Source organism: Neisseria sp. SLRRB23 (genome assembly GCF_050896295.1).
GTDB lineage: Bacteria > Pseudomonadota > Gammaproteobacteria > Burkholderiales > Neisseriaceae > Neisseria.
On sequence record NZ_JBPBFH010000001.1, the window covers coordinates 43,203 to 63,799 of the forward strand.

The 20,597-nt window shown below is 47.0% G+C and carries 18 protein-coding genes and 1 pseudogene; all 19 read left to right on the top strand.

The window, feature by feature from the left end; translation table 11 throughout:
• Nucleotides 1-178 precede the first annotated feature (178 nt).
• The 19 genes and pseudogenes from rpoB to rpsQ all read left to right on the top strand — a co-directional run bounded on the left by rpoB (nucleotide 179) and on the right by rpsQ (nucleotide 20,467).
• Complete coding sequence (rpoB, locus tag ACRPFF_RS00245) at nucleotides 179-4,357, top strand: DNA-directed RNA polymerase subunit beta (protein WP_411713169.1); 4,179 nt, start codon at nucleotides 179-181, stop codon at nucleotides 4,355-4,357.
• 150 nt (nucleotides 4,358-4,507) lie between these two features.
• Nucleotides 4,508-8,683 (top strand): DNA-directed RNA polymerase subunit beta', encoded by a 4,176-nt coding sequence (rpoC, locus tag ACRPFF_RS00250; protein WP_432673485.1) that lies wholly within the window; start codon nucleotides 4,508-4,510, stop codon nucleotides 8,681-8,683.
• A 257-nt stretch (nucleotides 8,684-8,940) separates the two neighbouring features.
• On the top strand, nucleotides 8,941-9,312 hold the full coding sequence (gene rpsL, locus ACRPFF_RS00255) for a 30S ribosomal protein S12 (protein ID WP_002218431.1): 372 nt from the start codon (nucleotides 8,941-8,943) through the stop codon (nucleotides 9,310-9,312).
• A 117-nt stretch (nucleotides 9,313-9,429) separates the two neighbouring features.
• A complete protein-coding gene (rpsG, locus tag ACRPFF_RS00260; protein WP_002240962.1) occupies nucleotides 9,430-9,900 on the top strand; it encodes a 30S ribosomal protein S7 in 471 nt (156 codons plus the stop codon).
• Nucleotides 9,901-9,918: 18 nt separating this feature from the next.
• On the top strand, nucleotides 9,919-12,024 hold the full coding sequence (gene fusA, locus ACRPFF_RS00265; RefSeq protein WP_432673486.1) for an elongation factor G: 2,106 nt from the start codon (nucleotides 9,919-9,921) through the stop codon (nucleotides 12,022-12,024).
• A gap of 85 nt (nucleotides 12,025-12,109) precedes the next feature.
• Nucleotides 12,110-13,294: an elongation factor Tu gene (gene tuf / locus ACRPFF_RS00270; protein WP_096108457.1), complete on the top strand. Its 1,185-nt coding sequence runs from the start codon at nucleotides 12,110-12,112 to the stop codon at nucleotides 13,292-13,294.
• 17 nt (nucleotides 13,295-13,311) lie between these two features.
• Nucleotides 13,312-13,623 (top strand): 30S ribosomal protein S10, encoded by a 312-nt coding sequence (rpsJ, locus tag ACRPFF_RS00275; protein WP_003675871.1) that lies wholly within the window; start codon nucleotides 13,312-13,314, stop codon nucleotides 13,621-13,623.
• 287 nt (nucleotides 13,624-13,910) lie between these two features.
• Nucleotides 13,911-14,950, top strand: a pseudogene (locus ACRPFF_RS00280) (GTPase family protein).
• Nucleotides 14,951-14,970: 20 nt separating this feature from the next.
• A complete protein-coding gene (locus ACRPFF_RS00285; protein ID WP_411712804.1) occupies nucleotides 14,971-15,657 on the top strand; it encodes a GTPase family protein in 687 nt (228 codons plus the stop codon).
• 214 nt (nucleotides 15,658-15,871) lie between these two features.
• Nucleotides 15,872-16,516 carry a 50S ribosomal protein L3 gene (gene rplC / locus ACRPFF_RS00290; RefSeq protein ID WP_002215400.1) on the top strand — a complete coding sequence of 215 codons (645 nt, stop codon included), beginning with the start codon at nucleotides 15,872-15,874 and terminating at the stop codon, nucleotides 16,514-16,516.
• The gene (gene rplD / locus ACRPFF_RS00295) at nucleotides 16,516-17,136 is read left to right on the top strand and encodes a 50S ribosomal protein L4 (RefSeq protein WP_432673487.1); all 621 of its coding nucleotides are present in this window, start codon (nucleotides 16,516-16,518) and stop codon (nucleotides 17,134-17,136) included. The genes rplC and rplD overlap by 1 nt, the downstream gene beginning before the upstream one ends.
• A complete protein-coding gene (gene rplW / locus ACRPFF_RS00300; protein WP_002231529.1) occupies nucleotides 17,133-17,447 on the top strand; it encodes a 50S ribosomal protein L23 in 315 nt (104 codons plus the stop codon). The genes rplD and rplW overlap by 4 nt, the downstream gene beginning before the upstream one ends.
• A 5-nt stretch (nucleotides 17,448-17,452) precedes the next feature.
• Nucleotides 17,453-18,286, top strand: a complete 834-nt coding sequence (gene rplB / locus ACRPFF_RS00305; RefSeq protein WP_003707139.1) for a 50S ribosomal protein L2 — start codon at nucleotides 17,453-17,455, stop codon at nucleotides 18,284-18,286.
• 5 nt (nucleotides 18,287-18,291) lie between these two features.
• Complete coding sequence (gene rpsS / locus ACRPFF_RS00310) at nucleotides 18,292-18,570, top strand: 30S ribosomal protein S19 (RefSeq protein ID WP_002215422.1); 279 nt, start codon at nucleotides 18,292-18,294, stop codon at nucleotides 18,568-18,570.
• Between the two features lie 8 nt (nucleotides 18,571-18,578).
• A complete protein-coding gene (rplV, locus tag ACRPFF_RS00315) occupies nucleotides 18,579-18,908 on the top strand; it encodes a 50S ribosomal protein L22 (RefSeq protein WP_003675877.1) in 330 nt (109 codons plus the stop codon).
• A gap of 9 nt (nucleotides 18,909-18,917) precedes the next feature.
• Nucleotides 18,918-19,613, top strand: coding sequence for a 30S ribosomal protein S3 (gene rpsC / locus ACRPFF_RS00320; RefSeq protein ID WP_003675878.1), 696 nt, complete (start codon nucleotides 18,918-18,920; stop codon nucleotides 19,611-19,613).
• Nucleotides 19,597-20,013 carry a 50S ribosomal protein L16 gene (gene rplP / locus ACRPFF_RS00325; RefSeq protein ID WP_003675880.1) on the top strand — a complete coding sequence of 139 codons (417 nt, stop codon included), beginning with the start codon at nucleotides 19,597-19,599 and terminating at the stop codon, nucleotides 20,011-20,013. Before rpsC ends, rplP begins: the two co-directional genes overlap by 17 nt.
• On the top strand, nucleotides 20,013-20,204 hold the full coding sequence (rpmC, locus tag ACRPFF_RS00330) for a 50S ribosomal protein L29 (protein ID WP_003675882.1): 192 nt from the start codon (nucleotides 20,013-20,015) through the stop codon (nucleotides 20,202-20,204). Before rplP ends, rpmC begins: the two co-directional genes overlap by 1 nt.
• Entirely contained in the window at nucleotides 20,204-20,467 is a 264-nt protein-coding gene (rpsQ, locus tag ACRPFF_RS00335; RefSeq protein WP_003707145.1) for a 30S ribosomal protein S17, read from the top strand. Before rpmC ends, rpsQ begins: the two co-directional genes overlap by 1 nt.
• The last annotated feature ends 130 nt before the right edge of the window (nucleotides 20,468-20,597 follow it).

Genomic DNA, 20,597 nt, shown 5'->3' on the forward strand with positions numbered 1-20,597 from the left:
CTGTGAAGGCTGGCAGTTTTCTGCCAGCCTTATTTTGCTTCTTAAAATAAGCATCAGGCATTGTTTACATTTATTTGCATAGTCTTGATAAAACCATTGCAAATAAATGTAAATATCAGGTTGATGCATGCCGTTGTTTTAGACGGCCTATTATTTAAAATTGCTTTTCGGAGTGTATATGAGCTATTCGTTTACCGAGAAAAAACGTATCCGTAAGAGTTTTGCAAAGCGAGAGAATGTCTTGGATGTTCCTTTCTTGCTGGCAACCCAAATTGATTCTTATGCGAAATTTTTGCAGCTGGAAAATGCTTTTGACCAACGCACTGATGATGGTCTGCAAGCAGCATTTAATTCTATTTTCCCTATTGTGAGCCATAACGGTTATGCGCGATTGGAGTTTGTGCATTACACATTGGGCGAGCCTTTGTTCGATATCCCTGAATGTCAATTGCGCGGTATTACTTACGCTGCTCCATTGCGTGCCCGTATCCGTTTGGTGATTTTGGATAAAGAAGCATCTAAGCCGACTGTAAAAGAAGTTCGTGAAAACGAAGTGTATATGGGCGAAATTCCATTGATGACGCCAAGTGGCTCTTTTGTCATCAATGGTACTGAGCGTGTGATTGTTTCCCAGCTGCACCGTTCTCCCGGCGTGTTCTTTGAGCATGACCGTGGTAAAACACATTCTTCCGGTAAGTTGTTGTTCTCTGCTCGTATTATTCCTTACCGTGGTTCATGGTTGGATTTCGAATTTGATCCAAAAGATTTGCTGTATTTCCGTATCGACCGTCGCCGTAAAATGCCGGTTACGATTTTGTTGAAAGCTTTGGGCTATAACAATGAACAAATCTTGGATATTTTCTATGACAAAGAAACTTTCTATTTGTCTTCAAACGGTGTTCAAACTGATCTGGTTGCAGGCCGTCTGAAAGGTGAAACAGCCAAAGTTGATATCTTGGATAAAGAAGGCAATGTACTGGTCGCCAAAGGTAAACGCATTACTGCGAAAAATATCCGTGATATTACCAATGCAGGTTTGACTCGTCTGGATGTAGAGCCAGAAAGCCTGATAGGCAAAGCATTGGCTGCTGATCTGATTGATCCGGAAACCGGCGAAGTATTGGCTTCTGCTAACGATGAAATTACAGAAGAACTGTTGGCCAAACTTGATATCCATGGTGTAAAAGAAATTACGACCCTTTATATCAATGAATTGGATCAAGGCGGTTACATCTCCAGCACTCTGCGTACAGACGAAACTGCTGATCAGCAAGCTGCACGCGTAGCGATTTACCGCATGATGCGTCCTGGCGAACCGCCTACCGAAGAAGCTGTTGAGCAGCTCTTCAACCGCTTGTTTTTCAGTGAAGACAGTTATGACTTGTCTCGCGTAGGTCGTATGAAATTCAATACGCGCACATACGAGCAAAAATTGTCTGAAGCACAACAAAACTCTTGGTATGGCCGTTTGCTGAACAAAACTTTGGCCGGTGCTGCTGAAAAAGGTGGTTACGTTCTGAGCGTTGAAGACATCGTTGCTTCCATTGCTACATTGGTTGAACTGCGTAACGGTCATGGCGAAGTAGACGATATCGACCACTTGGGTAATCGTCGTGTTCGTTCTGTGGGTGAGTTGACTGAAAACCAATTCCGTAGCGGTTTGGCTCGTGTAGAACGTGCAGTTAAAGAGCGTTTGAATCAAGCAGAATCTGAGAACTTGATGCCGCATGACTTAATCAATGCGAAACCTGTTTCTGCCGCGATTAAAGAATTCTTCGGCTCTAGCCAATTGAGCCAATTTATGGATCAGACCAACCCATTGTCTGAAGTAACTCATAAACGCCGTGTATCTGCATTGGGCCCAGGCGGTTTGACTCGCGAACGTGCAGGCTTTGAGGTGCGAGACGTACATCCGACCCACTATGGTCGCGTATGTCCGATTGAAACGCCTGAAGGTCCGAACATCGGTTTGATTAACTCATTGTCCGTTTATGCGCGTACCAATGATTATGGCTTCTTGGAAACGCCTTACCGCCGTGTTGTCGACGGCAAAGTAACTGAAGAAATCGACTACTTGTCTGCTATCGAAGAAGGCCGCTATGTGATTGCACAGGCGAATGCCGATTTGGACAAAGACGGTAATCTGATTGGTGACTTGGTTACTTGTCGCGAAAAAGGCGAAACCATTATGGCAACGCCTGACCGCGTTCAATATATGGACGTGGCAACCGGTCAAGTAGTATCCGTTGCAGCATCTCTGATTCCATTCTTGGAACATGATGACGCGAACCGTGCATTGATGGGTGCCAACATGCAACGTCAGGCTGTACCTTGCCTGCGCCCTGAAAAACCAATGGTTGGTACCGGTATCGAGCGTTCTGTTGCGGTTGACTCTGCAACTGCAATCGTTGCCCGCCGCGGCGGTGTGGTTGAGTATGTAGATGCCAACCGCGTCGTAGTTCGTGTTCATGATGATGAAGCGACTGCCGGTGAAGTGGGTGTCGATATTTACAATTTGGTTAAATTCACCCGTTCCAACCAATCTACCAACATCAACCAACGCCCGGCCGTAAAAGCAGGCGATGTGTTGCAACGTGGTGACTTGGTAGCCGACGGTGCATCTACTGACTTGGGCGAGTTGGCTTTGGGTCAAAACATGACCATCGCCTTCATGCCATGGAACGGTTACAACTATGAAGACTCGATTCTGATTTCAGAAAAAGTGGCTGCGGACGATCGTTACACTTCGATTCACATTGAAGAGCTGAACGTTGTTGCACGTGACACCAAACTGGGTGCGGAAGACATTACCCGCGATATTCCGAACTTGTCCGAACGTATGCAAAACCGTTTGGATGAATCCGGTATCGTATATATCGGTGCAGAAGTAGAAGCCGGTGACGTCTTGGTAGGTAAAGTAACACCTAAAGGCGAAACCCAACTGACTCCTGAAGAAAAACTGCTGCGTGCCATCTTCGGTGAAAAAGCATCTGACGTAAAAGATACTTCATTGCGTATGCCTACCGGCATGAGCGGTACCGTTATCGACGTTCAAGTCTTTACTCGTGAAGGCATTCAACGCGACAAACGTGCTCAATCCATTATTGATTCTGAATTGAAACGTTACCGTCAAGATTTGGGCGATCAATTGCGTATTTTCGATAATGACGCATTCGACCGTATCGAACGTATGATTGTAGGTCAAAAAGCCAATGGTGGTCCGATGAAGCTGGCTAAAGGTAGAGAAATTACTACCGAATATTTGGCAAGCCTGTCCAGCAAACATGATTGGTTTGACATCCGGCTGGCTGACGAAGACTTGGCCAAACAGTTGGAACTGATTAAATTGAGCCTGCAACAAAAACGCGAAGAAGCGGATGAGTTGTATGAGATCAAGAAGAAAAAACTGACTCAAGGCGACGAGCTGCAACCGGGCGTACAAAAAATGGTGAAAGTATTTATCGCCATCAAACGCCGTCTGCAAGCCGGTGACAAAATGGCGGGTCGCCACGGTAACAAAGGTGTGGTATCACGCATTCTGCCAGTGGAAGACATGCCGTACATGGCTGATGGCCGTCCGGTAGACATCGTACTGAACCCATTGGGCGTACCTTCCCGTATGAACATCGGTCAGATTTTGGAAGTTCACTTGGGTTGGGCGGCAAAAGGTATCGGCGAACGCATCGACCGTATGCTGAAAGAGCAACGCAAAGCCAGCGAGCTGCGTGAATTCTTGAACAAACTCTACAACGGTAGCGGTAAGAAAGAAGATTTGGATGCCCTGACTGATGAAGAAATCATCGAATTGGCTTCTAACCTGCGTAAAGGTGCATCTTTCGCCTCTCCAGTATTCGACGGTGCGAAAGAGTCTGAAATCCGCGAAATGTTGAACTTGGCTTACCCAAGCGAAGATCCTGAGGTTGAGAAACTGGGCTTCAACGACAGCAAAACCCAAATCACGCTGTATGACGGCCGTTCGGGCGAAGCATTTGACCGCAAGGTAACAGTCGGTGTGATGCACTATCTGAAACTGCACCACTTGGTTGACGAAAAAATGCACGCCCGTTCTACCGGTCCATACAGTCTGGTTACCCAGCAGCCTCTGGGCGGTAAAGCCCAGTTCGGTGGCCAACGTTTCGGCGAGATGGAGGTTTGGGCACTGGAAGCATATGGCGCAGCCTACACGCTGCAAGAGATGTTGACTGTGAAGTCTGACGACGTGAACGGCCGTACCAAAATGTACGAAAACATCGTCAAAGGTGAACACAAAATCGATGCCGGTATGCCTGAATCCTTCAACGTATTGGTTAAAGAGATTCGCTCACTGGGCTTGGATATCGATTTGGAACGCTACTGATACGGGTTTCAGACGGCATAAGGGGAGCTGTTCTGCAGGTTGTGGGGCAGCCGACAATGTTTAAAAACGAAATGCCGTCTGAAAACACTGTACCTCTATCCATATCGAAAATCCGCTACGCGGTAAAAATACTTCCTTTAAGGAGCAGAAATGAATTTGTTGAACTTATTTAATCCGTTGCAAACTGCCGGCATGGAAGAAGAGTTTGATGCCATCAAAATCGGTATTGCCTCTCCCGAAACCATCCGCTCATGGTCTTATGGCGAAGTTAAAAAACCTGAAACCATCAACTACCGTACGTTCAAACCTGAGCGCGACGGTTTGTTCTGCGCCAAAATCTTTGGCCCGGTCAAAGACTACGAATGTTTGTGCGGTAAATACAAACGCTTGAAATTTAAAGGCGTAACCTGTGAAAAATGTGGCGTAGAAGTGACCCTGTCCAAAGTGCGCCGCGAACGCATGGGCCACATTGAATTGGCTGCACCTGTTGCCCACATTTGGTTCTTGAAATCTCTGCCTTCCCGCTTGGGTATGGTACTGGACATGACTTTGCGCGATATCGAACGCGTATTGTACTTTGAAGCATTTGTGGTAACCGATCCCGGTATGACTCCGCTGCAACGTCGTCAATTGCTGACTGAAGACGATTACTACAACAAACTGGACGAATACGGCGACGACTTCGATGCCAAAATGGGTGCAGAAGGTATTCGTGAATTGTTGCGCACCTTGGATATTACTGGCGAGATCGAAATCTTACGTCAAGAGCTGGAATCTACCGGTTCTGACACCAAAATCAAAAAAATCGCGAAACGTTTGAAAGTATTGGAAGCCTTCCACCGTTCCGGTATGAAACTGGAATGGATGATTATGGACGTGCTGCCGGTATTGCCGCCTGATTTGCGTCCGTTGGTTCCATTGGATGGCGGTCGTTTTGCCACTTCCGATTTGAACGATTTGTACCGCCGCGTTATTAACCGTAACAACCGTCTGAAACGTCTGTTGGAACTGCATGCGCCTGACATCATCGTTCGTAACGAAAAACGTATGTTGCAAGAAGCAGTTGACTCGCTGTTGGATAACGGTCGTCGCGGTAAAGCCATGACTGGCGCCAACAAACGTCCGCTGAAATCATTGGCTGACATGATTAAAGGTAAAGGCGGCCGCTTCCGTCAAAACCTGCTGGGTAAACGTGTGGACTACTCTGGTCGTTCCGTGATTACTGTAGGCCCATACCTGCGTCTGCACCAATGTGGTCTGCCGAAAAAAATGGCGTTGGAACTGTTCAAACCATTTATTTTCCACAAATTGGAAAAACAAGGTTTGGCTTCTACCGTTAAAGCAGCGAAAAAATTGGTAGAACAAGAAGTACCGGAAGTATGGGACATCTTGGAAGAAGTAATCCGCGAACATCCGATTATGCTGAACCGTGCGCCGACCCTGCACCGTTTGGGTATTCAAGCGTTTGAACCTATCCTGATTGAAGGTAAAGCGATTCAGTTGCACCCATTGGTGTGTGCCGCATTTAACGCCGACTTTGACGGTGACCAAATGGCGGTACACGTTCCATTGAGCTTGGAAGCGCAAATGGAAGCGCGCACCCTGATGCTGGCTTCAAACAACGTATTGTCTCCAGCCAACGGCGAACCAATCATCGTACCTTCTCAAGATATCGTATTGGGTCTGTACTACATGACCCGCGACCGTATCAATGCCAAAGGCGAAGGCAGCCTGTTTGCCGATGTGAAAGAAGTGCATCGTGCATACCATACCAAACAGGTTGAACTGGGTACTAAAATTACCGTACGTCTGCGCGAATGGGTGAAAAACGAAGCCGGTGAATTCGAGCCTGTCGTTAACCGTTACGAAACAACCGTAGGCCGTGCATTGTTGAGCGAAATCTTGCCTAAAGGCCTGCCGTTCGAGTACATCAACAAAGCGCTGAAGAAAAAAGAAATTTCTAAACTGATTAACGCATCATTCCGTCTGTGCGGCTTGCGTGACACAGTTATTTTCGCCGACCACCTGATGTATACCGGTTTCGGTTTTGCGGCTAAAGGCGGTATTTCCATTGCGGTTGACGATATGGAAATTCCGAAAGAAAAAGCAGCCTTGCTGGCCGAGGCTAATGCCGAAGTTAAAGAAATCGAAGACCAATACCGTCAAGGTTTGGTCACCAACGGCGAACGTTACAACAAAGTGGTCGATATTTGGGGTCGTGCCGGCGATAAAATCGCTAAAGCGATGATGGACAACCTGTCCAAACAGAAAGTTATCGACCGTGCCGGCAACGAAGTCGATCAAGAGTCATTCAACTCCATCTATATGATGGCTGACTCCGGTGCCCGTGGTTCTGCGGCTCAGATTAAACAGTTGTCCGGTATGCGCGGTTTGATGGCGAAGCCTGACGGCTCGATTATTGAAACGCCGATTACCTCAAACTTCCGCGAAGGTCTGACCGTATTGCAATACTTTATTGCAACCCACGGTGCGCGTAAGGGTTTGGCGGATACCGCGTTGAAAACCGCGAACTCCGGTTACCTGACCCGCCGTTTGGTAGACGTAACCCAAGACTTAGTGGTTGTTGAAGACGATTGCGGTACTTCAGACGGCTTTGTCATGAAGGCAGTCGTACAAGGCGGTGATGTGATTGAAGCATTGCGCGATCGTATTTTGGGCCGTGTTACCGCGTCTGACGTTGTCGATCCGTCAAGTGGCGAAACATTGGTTGAAGCCGGTACGTTGTTGACTGAAAAACTGGTGGATTTGATTGACCAATCCGGTGTCGATGAAGTCAAAGTCCGTACCCCGATTACTTGTAAAACCCGCCATGGCTTGTGCGCGCACTGTTACGGCCGCGACTTGGCGCGCGGCAAACTGGTCAATGCCGGCGAGGCAGTCGGCGTGATTGCCGCCCAATCAATCGGCGAACCGGGTACCCAGCTGACTATGCGTACGTTCCACATCGGTGGTGCGGCATCCCGTGCGGCGGCAGCCAGCCAGGTGGAAGCCAAATCCAACGGTACGGCACGATTCAGCAGCCAAATGCGTTATGTTGCCAACAACAAAGGCGAATTGGTTGTCATCGGCCGTTCTTGCGAAGTCGTGATTCACGACGATATCGGTCGTGAACGCGAACGCCACAAAGTACCTTACGGTGCCATCCTGCTGGTACAAGACGGTATGGCCATTAAAGCCGGTCAAACCTTGGCAACTTGGGATCCGCATACCCGTCCGATGATTACCGAACACGCAGGTATGGTGAAATTCGAGAATGTGGAAGAGGGCGTTACCGTTGCCAAACAAACCGATGATGTAACCGGTTTGTCCACTTTGGTAGTGATCGACGGCAAACGCCGCTCCAGCAGTGCATCCAAACTGCTGCGTCCGACTGTAAAATTGTTGGATGAAAACGGCGTGGAAATCTGTATTCCCGGTACGTCCACTCCGGTTTCGATGGCATTCCCCGTTGGTGCGGTGATTACCGTACGCGAAGGTCAGGAAATCGGTAAAGGCGACGTATTGGCGCGTATCCCGCAAGCCTCTTCCAAAACCCGCGACATTACCGGTGGTCTGCCGCGCGTTGCCGAGCTGTTTGAAGCACGTGTACCGAAAGATGCAGGTATGTTGGCGGAAATTACCGGTACCGTTTCCTTCGGCAAAGAGACCAAAGGCAAGCAACGTCTGATTATTACCGACGTGGACGGTGTAGCATACGAAACCCTGATTTCCAAAGAGAAACAGATTTTGGTACACGACGGTCAAGTGGTAAACCGTGGCGAAACCATTGTGGACGGCGCGGTCGATCCGCATGATATTCTGCGTTTGCAAGGTATCGAAGCACTGGCGCGTTATATCGTTCAAGAAGTGCAAGAGGTTTACCGTCTGCAAGGTGTGAAGATTTCCGATAAACACATCGAAGTCATCATCCGCCAAATGCTGCGTCGAGTGAACATCGTTGATTCCGGTGATACAGAGTTCATTACCGGCGAACAAGTTGAGCGTGGCGATGTGATGCTTGCCAATGAAAAAGCCATGGCTGAAGACAAAGAGCCGGCACGTTACGAAAACGTGTTGCTGGGTATTACCAAAGCTTCCTTGTCTACAGACAGCTTTATTTCTGCGGCATCATTCCAAGAAACAACCCGCGTCTTGACAGAGGCCGCTATTATGGGCAAACAAGACGAGCTGCGCGGTTTGAAAGAGAACGTGATTGTCGGTCGTTTGATTCCTGCCGGTACCGGTTTGACTTACCACCGCAGCCGTCATCAACAATGGCAAGAGGTAGAGCAGGAGACTGCTGAAACCCAAGTAACGGATGAATAATCTTTGGTGCGTTTATTCAATACAAAACCGCAAGCTTTAGGCTTGCGGTTTTTCTTTCAGACGGCATTTAAATTATTAGTGATTTCCTTTCTGGTAATAGTTGTTTATGAGTATATGGGACCTAAATGTTTATCTGAAAAAAGAAAAATGATGAATCTTCCTGATCTTGCGCTTGACTGTATGCTTGCAATAAAAATATAATTCCACTCTTGCCGACATGGTGTCGGCAAGTATTTAACTCAACAGGACGAGAAAATATGCCAACTATCAACCAATTGGTACGCAAAGGCCGTCAAAAGCCTGTGTACGTAAACAAAGTGCCTGCACTGGAAGCTTGCCCGCAAAAACGTGGCGTGTGCACCCGTGTATACACAACTACCCCTAAAAAACCTAACTCTGCATTGCGTAAAGTATGTAAAGTTCGCCTGACCAACGGTTTTGAAGTCATTTCATACATCGGCGGTGAAGGCCACAACTTGCAAGAGCACAGCGTTGTATTGATCCGCGGTGGTCGTGTAAAAGACTTGCCCGGTGTACGTTACCACACTGTACGCGGTTCTTTGGATACTGCAGGTGTTAAAGACCGTAAACAAGCCCGTTCTAAATACGGTGCTAAGCGTCCTAAATAATTATCGGGACTCAAATAGGCACGTCGGCCGCCTAAGCTGAACAACGGCCGAGTAAGTGAATACTCAATTGGGTATTCATGGGAATAGACCCAACTGAATAGATTAAAGGAAATTAAAATGCCAAGACGTAGAGAAGTCCCTAAGCGCGACGTACTGCCAGATCCTAAATTCGGCAGCGTTGAGCTGACTAAATTCATGAACGTATTGATGATTGACGGTAAAAAATCTGTTGCAGAACGTATTGTTTACGGTGCGCTGGAACAAATTGAGAAAAAAACCGGCAAAGTAGCAATCGAAGTATTTAACGAAGCCATTGCAAACGCCAAACCTATCGTGGAAGTGAAAAGCCGCCGTGTAGGTGGTGCAAACTACCAAGTTCCTGTTGAAGTTCGTCCTTCACGTCGTCTGGCTTTGGCAATGCGCTGGGTTCGTGACGCGGCCCGTAAACGTGGTGAGAAATCTATGGACCTGCGTTTGGCAGGCGAATTGATTGATGCGGCTGAAGGTCGTGGCGGTGCGTTGAAAAAACGTGAAGAAGTACACCGCATGGCTGAAGCCAACAAAGCATTCTCTCACTTCCGTTTCTAATTTTGAAAGGCTAATAAAATGGCTCGTAAGACCCCGATCAGCCTGTACCGTAACATCGGTATTTCCGCCCATATTGACGCGGGTAAAACCACTACTACAGAACGTATTTTGTTCTATACTGGTTTGACCCACAAGCTGGGCGAAGTGCATGATGGCGCGGCTACTACCGACTACATGGAACAAGAGCAAGAGCGTGGTATTACCATTACCTCCGCTGCTGTTACTTCCTATTGGTCCGGTATGGCGAAACAATTCCCAGAACACCGCTTCAACATCATCGATACCCCAGGACACGTTGACTTTACCGTAGAGGTAGAGCGTTCTATGCGTGTATTGGATGGTGCGGTAATGGTTTACTGCGCGGTGGGTGGTGTTCAACCTCAATCCGAAACCGTATGGCGTCAAGCTAACAAATACCAAGTACCTCGCTTGGCATTTGTAAACAAAATGGACCGTCAAGGTGCCAACTTCTTCCGCGTTGTTGAGCAAATGAAAACCCGTTTGCGTGCAAACCCAGTGCCTATTGTTATTCCGGTGGGTGCAGAAGACAGTTTCACCGGTGTTGTTGACCTGCTGAAAATGAAATCCATCATTTGGAATGAGGCCGATAAAGGTACGACCTTTACTTATGGCGACATTCCCGCCGAATTGGTTGAAACTGCCGAGGAATGGCGTCAAAACATGATTGAAGCCGCAGCAGAAGCCAGCGAAGAATTGATGGACAAATACTTGGGTGGCGATGAGCTGACCGAGGAAGAAATCGTAGGTGCATTACGTCAACGTACTTTGGCAGGTGAAATCCAACCTATGTTGTGCGGTTCTGCATTTAAAAACAAAGGTGTTCAACGTATGTTGGATGCAGTTGTAGAATTGCTGCCTGCTCCTACCGATATTCCTCCGGTTCAAGGTGTTAATCCTAACACTGAAGAAGCCGACAGCCGTCAAGCCAGCGATGAAGAGAAATTCTCTGCATTGGCGTTCAAAATGTTGAACGACAAATACGTTGGTCAATTGACCTTTATTCGCGTTTACTCTGGCGTTGTGAAATCCGGTGATACCGTATTGAACTCAGTAAAAGGTACTCGTGAACGTATCGGCCGTTTGGTACAAATGACTGCTGCAGACCGTACTGAAATCGAAGAAGTACGCGCTGGCGACATTGCCGCTGCTATCGGTCTGAAAGACGTTACTACCGGTGAAACCCTGTGTGCAGAAAATGCACCGATTATCTTGGAGCGCATGGAATTCCCTGAGCCGGTAATCCATATTGCCGTTGAGCCGAAAACCAAAGCTGACCAAGAGAAAATGGGTATTGCCCTGAACCGTCTGGCTAAAGAAGACCCTTCTTTCCGTGTCCGTACAGACGAAGAGTCCGGTCAAACCATTATTTCCGGTATGGGTGAGCTGCACTTGGAAATTATTGTAGACCGTATGAAACGTGAATTCGGTGTGGAAGCGAATATCGGTGCGCCTCAAGTGGCTTACCGCGAAACCATCCGCAAAGAAGTCGAAGCTGAATACAAACACGCTAAACAATCTGGTGGTAAAGGTCAATACGGTCACGTTGTGATTAAAATGGAACCTATGGAACCAGGTGGTGCGGGTTACGAATTTATCGATGAAATTAAAGGTGGTGTGATTCCTCGCGAATTTATTCCGTCTGTCGATAAAGGTATTCGCGATACTTTGCCTAACGGTATCGTTGCCGGTTACCCAGTTGTTGACGTTCGTGTACGTTTGATTTTCGGTTCTTCGCATGATGTTGACTCTTCACAACTGGCCTTCGAATTGGCAGCTTCTCAAGCCTTTAAAGAAGGTATGCGTAAAGCCAATCCAGCTCTGTTGGAACCAATCATGGCAGTTGAGGTGGAAACCCCTGAAGAATACATGGGTGACGTAATGGGCGACTTGAATCGTCGTCGTGGCGTTGTATTGGGTATGGATGATGACGGTATCGGTGGTAAGAAAGTTCGCGCCGAAGTACCTCTGGCAGAAATGTTCGGTTACTCAACCGACCTGCGTTCTGCAACCCAAGGTCGCGCTACTTACTCTATGGAGTTCAAGAAATATTCTGAAGCTCCTGCGCACGTAGCTGCTGATGTAACTGAAGCCCGCAAAGGCTAATCAGAAAAGGCCGTCTGAAACTGAAAATAAATTTTTAGACGGCCATTGTTCTTTAATCGATCTTTATATGTAAAGGAATTAGCTCATGGCTAAGGAAAAATTTGAACGTAGCAAACCGCACGTAAACGTTGGCACCATCGGTCACGTTGACCATGGTAAAACCACTCTGACTGCTGCTTTGACTACTATTTTGGCTAAAAAATTCGGTGGTTCTGCAAAAGCTTACGACCAAATCGATAACGCTCCCGAAGAAAAAGCCCGCGGTATTACCATTAATACTTCACACGTAGAATACGAAACCGAAACCCGCCACTATGCGCACGTAGACTGCCCGGGCCACGCCGACTACGTTAAAAACATGATTACCGGCGCAGCCCAAATGGACGGCGCAATCCTGGTATGTTCCGCAGCTGACGGTCCTATGCCGCAAACTCGCGAACACATCCTGTTGGCCCGCCAAGTAGGCGTACCTTACATCATCGTGTTCATGAACAAATGCGACATGGTTGACGATGCCGAGCTGTTGGAACTGGTTGAAATGGAAATCCGTGACTTGTTGTCAAGCTACGACTTCCCAGGCGACGACTGCCCGATCGTACAAGGCTCTGCACTGAAAGCCTTGGAAGGCGACGCCGCTTACGAAGAAAAAATCTTCGAATTGGCTGCTGCATTGGACAGCTACATCCCGACTCCTGAGCGTGCCGTGGACAAACCGTTCCTGTTGCCTATCGAAGACGTATTCTCTATCTCTGGTCGCGGTACCGTAGTAACCGGTCGTGTAGAGCGCGGTATCATCCACGTTGGTGACGAGATCGAAATCGTAGGTCTGAAAGAAACCCAAAAAACCACTTGTACCGGCGTTGAAATGTTCCGCAAACTGCTGGACGAAGGTCAAGCAGGTGACAACGTAGGCGTATTGCTGCGTGGTACCAAACGTGAAGACGTAGAGCGTGGTCAAGTATTGGCCAAACCCGGCACCATCACTCCTCACACCAAATTCAAAGCAGAGGTATACGTACTGAGCAAAGAAGAGGGTGGTCGTCACACTCCGTTCTTCGCTAACTACCGTCCACAATTCTACTTCCGTACTACCGACGTAACTGGCGCGGTTACTTTGGAAGAAGGTGTAGAAATGGTAATGCCGGGTGAGAACGTAACCATTACTGTAGAACTGATTGCGCCTATCGCTATGGAAGAAGGNCTGCGCTTTGCGATTCGCGAAGGTGGCCGTACCGTAGGTGCCGGCGTGGTTTCTTCTGTAATCGCTTAATTGAAGGATATTGATAAATGGCAAACCAAAAAATCCGTATCCGCCTGAAAGCTTATGATTACAGCCTGATCGACCGTTCTGCCCAAGAGATTGTTGAAACTGCAAAACGTACTGGCGCCGTTGTAAAAGGCCCGATTCCGTTGCCGACTAAAATCGAGCGCTTCAACATTCTGCGTTCTCCACACGTGAATAAAACTTCTCGTGAACAATTGGAAATCCGCACCCACTTGCGCCTGATGGACATTGTGGATTGGACTGATAAAACTACTGAAGCACTAATGAAGCTGGACTTACCTGCAGGTGTTGATGTAGAAATCAAAGTCCAATAATTCGGACTATTGAAAATCCCCAAGCAATCAATGCTTGGGGATTTTTTATGTTATGCCGTCTGAAAATATGCGGCGGCAAACAGATTCAAGATAAAACAACAAAATCAAAAAACAGTGCGGTCGGTGAAATCGGCTTATTTTGTGCCTCAAGAATCTTCAGACGGCATTTTTTAGTGAACAAAACAGGATATTTTTTATCCATAGCCTTCCGAAGGCTTGCCCCCCGAAGAAAGGTAGAATCGGGCTTGGTTTGGGCAGAAGCATCCATCTGATTCTAAGGATGGATGATGTTTTATTCTCAAGTAAATAAAGGAAAGATGATGAGCCTACTTAATGTCTTTAAAGATATTTTAAACAACAAGAATTGAATTCGGAAGAACGGCATGATTTGGAGCGGGCGGTTAAGATCTTGCAGGACACGCACGTCAATATTTTGATTACCGGAGCCACCGGTTGCGGCAAATCATCCACCATCAATGCCTTGTTCAGCATAGATCAGGCAACGGGAAAGAGTGATGGGGCGGTAAAGGAAGTCGCAAAAGTAGGCGTGGGTGTAGATCCTGAAACTATGGATATTGCCAAATATGAATTGGAAAATATGACGATTTGGGATAGTCCGGGCTTGGGCGACGGAGAGAAGGCAGACCAACGGCACCGGCGCAATATCATCAATAAGCTGCTGGAGAAAGACAGTAACGGCAAAGCCGTCATCGACTTGGTTTTGGTGCTGCTTGACGGCGGTTCCAGGGACTTGGGGACATCGTACGAACTGATTAACAATGTAATCATCAATACATTGAAGAAGAGCGGGGAAGGCCGTACAGACCGGTTGCTGGTTGCGATTAATCAGTGCGATATGGCGATGAAAGGGCGGAATTGGGATGCGGAAGCCGGCCGTCCGAACGCCGCCTTGGAAAACTTTTTGGAGGAGAAAGTGTGTTCGACACGCAAGCGCATTCAGGAAGCTACCGGCGTTACGGTCAATCCGATTTATTTTTCAGCAGGCTTTAAGAGTGAGGATGAGGAGCAGCGTCCCTATAACATAACCCGCCTGTTGCGTTACATCATTACGGCTATGCCGTCTGAAAAACGGGTGATTGTGGCAGAGAAGATTAATGTGGAAGAAATCGAACGAGATACCAGCCGCCGCAAACAGGAGGAGCGGCAAGAAATCGACAGCAGTATCGGCAGTGCGCTGGAGAAAATATTGGGGGCTGCGGGAGGCGCGGTTAAAGAAGTTGTTTCAACGATAGCGAGCGACGTCGGGACGCTGATCGGTGGTGCTGCAAAAGCGATTGGAGGGATGATTAGCACATTTGCCTCTTAGTTTGGCTGGTAGGAGCACATATGCATCGTTACCGTATTTCCGAAATCGGGCAAAAGGTCACAGCAGCCGATTTCCGTCCTTTGGATGTCTTGCTTGTCGGTGCGACAGGTGTCGGCAAGTCCCCAACCTTAAATGCCTTGTTTGGCGAACAAAAAGCCAGGGTAGGTACAGGCGTGGATCCCGAAACGCAATTGGTCGAAAGCTATATGCTGAACGATGTGTTGCGGTTTTGGGACAGCGCAGGTTTGGGCGACGGGAAAGAAGCCGACCGCGCCCATCGGCAAAAACTGATTGATGTCCTGTCCAAAACCTATACTCATTCGGATGGGCAGTGGGGCTGGATAGATTTGGTGTTTGTTATCCTTGACGGCAGCTCCCGCGATTTGGGTACGGCCTATGATTTATTGAGGGACGTTATCCTTAAAATGATTGATCCGGATAGGGTTGTTGTTGCAATCAATCAGGCGGATATGGCGATGAAAGGACGTTATTGGGATAAGGTGCTGCATCAGCCGCAGCCGAATTTGCAACAGTTTCTAGACGAGAAGGCTGAATCGGTACAAAAAAGGATTCTGGAAGCGACAGGTTTGCAGATTTCTAGACCTGTTTACTATTCGGCATACGAAAACTACCATCTCGAAGAAATAATGGATGCAGTCATCAACCATATTCCGGTTTGTCGGAGAAAGATGCATACGCCGCGATAATCGGATACCAATCCTTTAAAATAGCCCGACCTTATGCCGTCTGAAGATTCAAAACGCTTCAGACGGCATATTGAAGATATTTCTGATATTTCTATTGATATTTCTTTAACTTGTCGGATATAATGCCGAGCTTGGTACATTCGTGCCAAGTTTAACTTTGTCTGAAAGACAGGCCAATCGTAGCCTGTCCCTTTACTTTAAAAGGAAAATAATCATGACTTTAGGTCTGGTTGGACGCAAAGTTGGTATGACCCGCGTGTTCGACGAACAGGGTGTTTCTGTTCCGGTAACCGTTTTGGATATGTCTGCCAACCGCGTTACACAAGTAAAATCCAAAGATACTGACGGTTATACTGCCGTTCAAGTTACCTTTGGTCAGAAAAAAGCTAACCGTGTCAACAAAGCCGAAGCTGGACACTTTGCAAAAGCAGGTGTTGAAGCCGGTCGCGGTTTGATCGAGTTTGCTTTGACTGAAGAAAAACTGGCTGAATTGAAAGCCGGTGACGAAATCACCGTTTCTATGTTTGAAGTTGGTCAACTGGTCGATGTAACCGGTACCTCTAAAGGTAAAGGTTTCTCCGGCACGATCAAACGTCATAACTTCGGTGCCCAACGTACTTCCCACGGTAACTCCCGCTCTCACCGCGTTCCAGGTTCTATCGGTATGGCGCAAGACCCGGGTCGCGTGTTCCCTGGTAAGCGCATGGCCGGCCAATACGGCAACACCAAAGCAACTGTTCAAAAATTGGAAGTTGTCCGTGTTGATGCAGAACGCCAACTGCTGTTGGTTAAGGGTGCTGTTCCGGGTGCGGTCAACAGCGATGTTGTAGTTCGTCCTAGCGTGAAAGTAGGTGCGTAATGGAATTGAAAGTAATTGACGCTAAAGGACAAGTTTCAGGCAGCCTGTCTGTTTCTGATGCTTTGTTCGCCCGCGAATACAATGAAGCGTTGGTTCATCAGCTGGTAAATGCCTACTTGGCAAACGCCCGCTCTGGTAACCGTGCTCAAAAAACCCGTGCCGAAGTAAAACACTCAACCAAANAACCATGGCGTCAAAAAGGTACCGGCCGTGCCCGTTCCGGTATGACTTCTTCTCCGCTGTGGCGTAAAGGTGGTCGCGCGTTCCCGAACAAACCTGACGAAAACTTCACTCAAAAAGTAAACCGTAAAATGTACCGTGCCGGTATGGCGACTATTCTGTCCCAATTGGCTCGTGACGAGCGTTTGTTTGCTATCGAAGCGTTGACTGCTGAAACTCCTAAAACCAAAGTTTTTGCTGAACAAGTGAAAAATCTTGGTCTGGAGCAAGTGTTGTTTGTAACCAAACAGCTCGACGAGAATGTTTACTTGGCTTCACGCAACTTGCCAAACGTGTTGGTTTTGGAAGCTCAACAAGTTGATCCTTACAGCTTGCTGCGTTACAAAAAAGTAATCATCACTAAAGATGCAGTTGCACAATTAGAGGAGCAATGGGTATGAATCAACAACGTTTGACTCAAGTGATTTTGGCACCTATCGTTTCTGAAAAAAGCAACGTATTGGCTGAAAAACGCAACCAAATGACGTTTAAAGTCTTGGCAAATGCAACTAAACCTGAAATCAAAGCTGCTGTTGAGCTGCTGTTTGGTGTTCAAGTTGCTTCTGTAACTACCGTTACAACTAAAGGCAAAACTAAGCGTTTTGGTCGTACTTTGGGCCGCCGCAGCGATGTTAAAAAAGCTTATGTAAGCTTGGCTGCCGGTCAAGAGTTGGATTTGGAAGCCGCTGCTGCAGCTGCAGATAAGGAATAAACAAAATGGCAATCGTTAAAATGAAGCCAACTTCTGCAGGCCGTCGCGGCATGGTTCGCGTGGTAACAGAAGGTTTGCACAAAGGTGCGCCTTATGCACCTTTGCTCGAAAAGAAAAATTCTACTGCTGGTCGTAACCATAATGGTCATATCACCACTCGTCATAAAGGCGGCGGTCATAAACACCATTACCGTGTTGTAGACTTTAAACGTAACAAAGACGGTATCCCTGCCAAAGTAGAGCGTATCGAATACGATCCTAACCGTACTGCCTTTATTGCACTGTTGTGCTATGCAGACGGCGAACGTCGCTACATCATCGCTCCTCGCGGTATTCAAGCCGGTGCTGTATTGGTTTCCGGTGCTGAAGCTGCCATCAAAGTAGGTAACACCCTGCCGATCCGCAACATTCCGGTTGGTACGACTATCCACTGTATCGAAATGAAGCCTGGTAAAGGTGCACAAATTGCACGTTCTGCCGGTGCTTCTGCGGTATTGCTGGCTAAAGAAGGCGCATACGCTCAAGTCCGTCTGCGTTCTGGCGAAGTTCGTAAAATCAACGTAGATTGCCGTGCAACCATCGGTGAAGTCGGTAACGAAGAGCAAAGCCTGAAGAAAATCGGTAAAGCCGGTGCCAATCGTTGGCGTGGTATTCGTCCGACCGTTCGTGGTGTTGTCATGAACCCTGTCGATCACCCGCATGGTGGTGGTGAAGGTCGTACCGGTGAAGCTCGCGAACCGGTTAGCCCATGGGGTACTCCTGCTAAAGGCTACCGCACTCGTAATAACAAACGCACGGATAACATGATTGTTCGTCGTCGTTACTCAAATAAAGGTTAATTAGTATGGCTCGTTCATTGAAAAAAGGCCCATATGTAGACCTGCATTTGCTGAAAAAAGTAGATGCTGCTCGTGCAAGCAACGACAAGCGCCCGATTAAAACTTGGTCTCGTCGTTCTACCATTCTGCCTGATTTTATCGGTCTGACCATTGCTGTTCACAACGGCCGCACTCATGTGCCCGTGTTTATCAGTGATAACATGGTTGGTCATAAATTAGGTGAATTCTCATTGACCCGTACCTTTAAAGGCCACTTGGCTGATAAAAAGGCTAAAAAGAAATAAGGTGAATCATGAGAGTAAATGCACAACATAAAAATGCCCGTATCTCTGCTCAAAAGGCTCGTTTAGTAGCTGATTTGATTCGTGGTAAAGACGTTGCCCAAGCTTTGAATATTTTGACTTTCAGTCCTAAAAAAGGTGCTGAATTGATTAAAAAAGTATTGGAATCAGCTATTGCTAATGCCGAGCACAATAACGGTGCCGACATTGATGAGTTGAAAGTGGTAACTATCTTTGTTGACAAAGGTCCAAGCTTGAAACGTTTCCAAGCTCGTGCCAAAGGTCGCGGTAACCGCATTGAAAAACAAACTTGTCATATCAATGTGACAGTGGGCAACTAAGGAAAAGCTATGGGACAAAAGATTAACCCTACAGGCTTTCGCCTGGCGGTAACTAAAGACTGGGCTTCAAAATGGTTTGCTAAAAGCACCGACTTTTCTGCTGTTTTGAAACAAGATATTGATGTTCGTAACTACCTGCGTAAAAAATTGGCGAATGCTTCTGTTGGTCGCGTAGTTATTGAACGTCCTGCAAAATCTGCACGTATTACCATTCACTCTGCCCGTCCAGGCGTAGTAATTGGTAAAAAAGGTGAGGATATCGAAGTTCTGAAACGTGATTTGCAAGCCTTGATGGGTGTGCCTGTTCATGTGAATATTGAAGAAATCCGTAAACCTGAATTGGATGCACAAATTATTGCTGATGGTATTGCTCAGCAATTGGAAAAACGCGTTCAATTCCGCCGTGCTATGAAACGTGCTATGCAAAATGCTATGCGTTCAGGAGCAAAAGGTATCAAGATTATGACCTCGGGTCGTCTGAATGGTGCGGATATTGCTCGTAGCGAATGGTATCGTGAAGGTCGTGTACCTCTGCATACTTTGCGTGCAAATGTAGATTATGCAACTAGCGAAGCCCATACCACTTATGGTGTGCTAGGTTTGAAAGTTTGGGTCTATACTGAAGGTAATGTAAAGACTTCAGCTAAACCTGAGCATGAGAAGAAACAAAGAAAGGCAGGTGGACGTAATGCTGCAGCCAACTAGACTGAAATACCGCAAGCAACAAAAGGGTCGCAATACTGGTATTGCTACTCGCGGTAATAAAGTAAGTTTCGGTGAGTTCGGTTTGAAAGCCGTTGGTCGTGGTCGTTTGACTGCCCGTCAAATCGAAGCTGCTCGTCGTACAATGACTCGTCACATTAAACGTGGTGGTCGTATTTGGATTCGTGTATTCCCTGACAAACCAATTACTGAAAAACCTATTCAAGTTCGTATGGGTGGCGGTAAAGGTAACGTGGAATATTACATTGCCGAAATCAAACCAGGCAAAGTGTTGTATGAAATGGACGGTGTTCCAGAGGCTTTGGCTCGTGAAGCATTTGAATTAGCTGCTGCCAAATTGCCTATTCCTACGACCTTTGTAGTAAGACAGGTAGGTCAATAATGAAAGCAAATGAATTGAAAGACAAATCTATTGAGCAATTAAATGCAGATTTGTTGGACTTGTTGAAGGCTCAATTTGGCTTACGTATGCAAAATGCAACTGGTCAGTTGGGTAAACCAAGTGAATTAAAACGTGTACGTCGCGATATTGCTCGTATTAAAACCATTTTAACTGAAAAAGGTGCTAAGTAATGAGCGAAAATAAAAATGTTCGTACTTTGCAAGGCAAAGTGGTAAGCGACAAGATGGACAAAACCGTTACGGTATTGGTTGAACGTAAAGTAAAACATCCCCTGTACGGTAAAATTATCCGTTTATCAACTAAAATCCATGCCCATGATGAAAATAATCAATATGGAATTGGTGATGTAGTAGTAATTGCGGAATCTCGTCCACTGTCGAAAACCAAATCTTGGGTTGTTAAAGAACTGGTTGAGAAAGCGCGTACTGTTTAAAAATTAAGACAGTTAGCTTTAATAGGAAACGAAGTATTGCGCCAAAGTGAATTTGAGTGTAAACTTCGTTTCTTATCTTTCAGTTTCTTCTGGAAGTTCTCCCCTTCGGGATCCAAGACTGGTTTACTAG

Bases quoted from the DNA above. Each gene is read 5' to 3' on its own strand.
- rpoB (WP_411713169.1), top strand. From the start codon at position 179: ATGAGCTATTCGTTTACCGAGAAAAAACGTATCCGTAAGAGTTTTGCA.
- rpoC (WP_432673485.1), top strand. From the start codon at position 4,508: ATGAATTTGTTGAACTTATTTAATCCGTTGCAAACTGCCGGCATGGAA.
- rpsL (WP_002218431.1), top strand. From the start codon at position 8,941: ATGCCAACTATCAACCAATTGGTACGCAAAGGCCGTCAAAAGCCTGTG.
- rpsG (WP_002240962.1), top strand. From the start codon at position 9,430: ATGCCAAGACGTAGAGAAGTCCCTAAGCGCGACGTACTGCCAGATCCT.
- fusA (WP_432673486.1), top strand. From the start codon at position 9,919: ATGGCTCGTAAGACCCCGATCAGCCTGTACCGTAACATCGGTATTTCC.
- rpsJ (WP_003675871.1), top strand. From the start codon at position 13,312: ATGGCAAACCAAAAAATCCGTATCCGCCTGAAAGCTTATGATTACAGC.
- ACRPFF_RS00285 (WP_411712804.1), top strand. From the start codon at position 14,971: ATGCATCGTTACCGTATTTCCGAAATCGGGCAAAAGGTCACAGCAGCC.
- rplC (WP_002215400.1), top strand. From the start codon at position 15,872: ATGACTTTAGGTCTGGTTGGACGCAAAGTTGGTATGACCCGCGTGTTC.
- rplW (WP_002231529.1), top strand. From the start codon at position 17,133: ATGAATCAACAACGTTTGACTCAAGTGATTTTGGCACCTATCGTTTCT.
- rplB (WP_003707139.1), top strand. From the start codon at position 17,453: ATGGCAATCGTTAAAATGAAGCCAACTTCTGCAGGCCGTCGCGGCATG.
- rpsS (WP_002215422.1), top strand. From the start codon at position 18,292: ATGGCTCGTTCATTGAAAAAAGGCCCATATGTAGACCTGCATTTGCTG.
- rplV (WP_003675877.1), top strand. From the start codon at position 18,579: ATGAGAGTAAATGCACAACATAAAAATGCCCGTATCTCTGCTCAAAAG.
- rpsC (WP_003675878.1), top strand. From the start codon at position 18,918: ATGGGACAAAAGATTAACCCTACAGGCTTTCGCCTGGCGGTAACTAAA.
- rplP (WP_003675880.1), top strand. From the start codon at position 19,597: ATGCTGCAGCCAACTAGACTGAAATACCGCAAGCAACAAAAGGGTCGC.
- rpmC (WP_003675882.1), top strand. From the start codon at position 20,013: ATGAAAGCAAATGAATTGAAAGACAAATCTATTGAGCAATTAAATGCA.
- rpsQ (WP_003707145.1), top strand. From the start codon at position 20,204: ATGAGCGAAAATAAAAATGTTCGTACTTTGCAAGGCAAAGTGGTAAGC.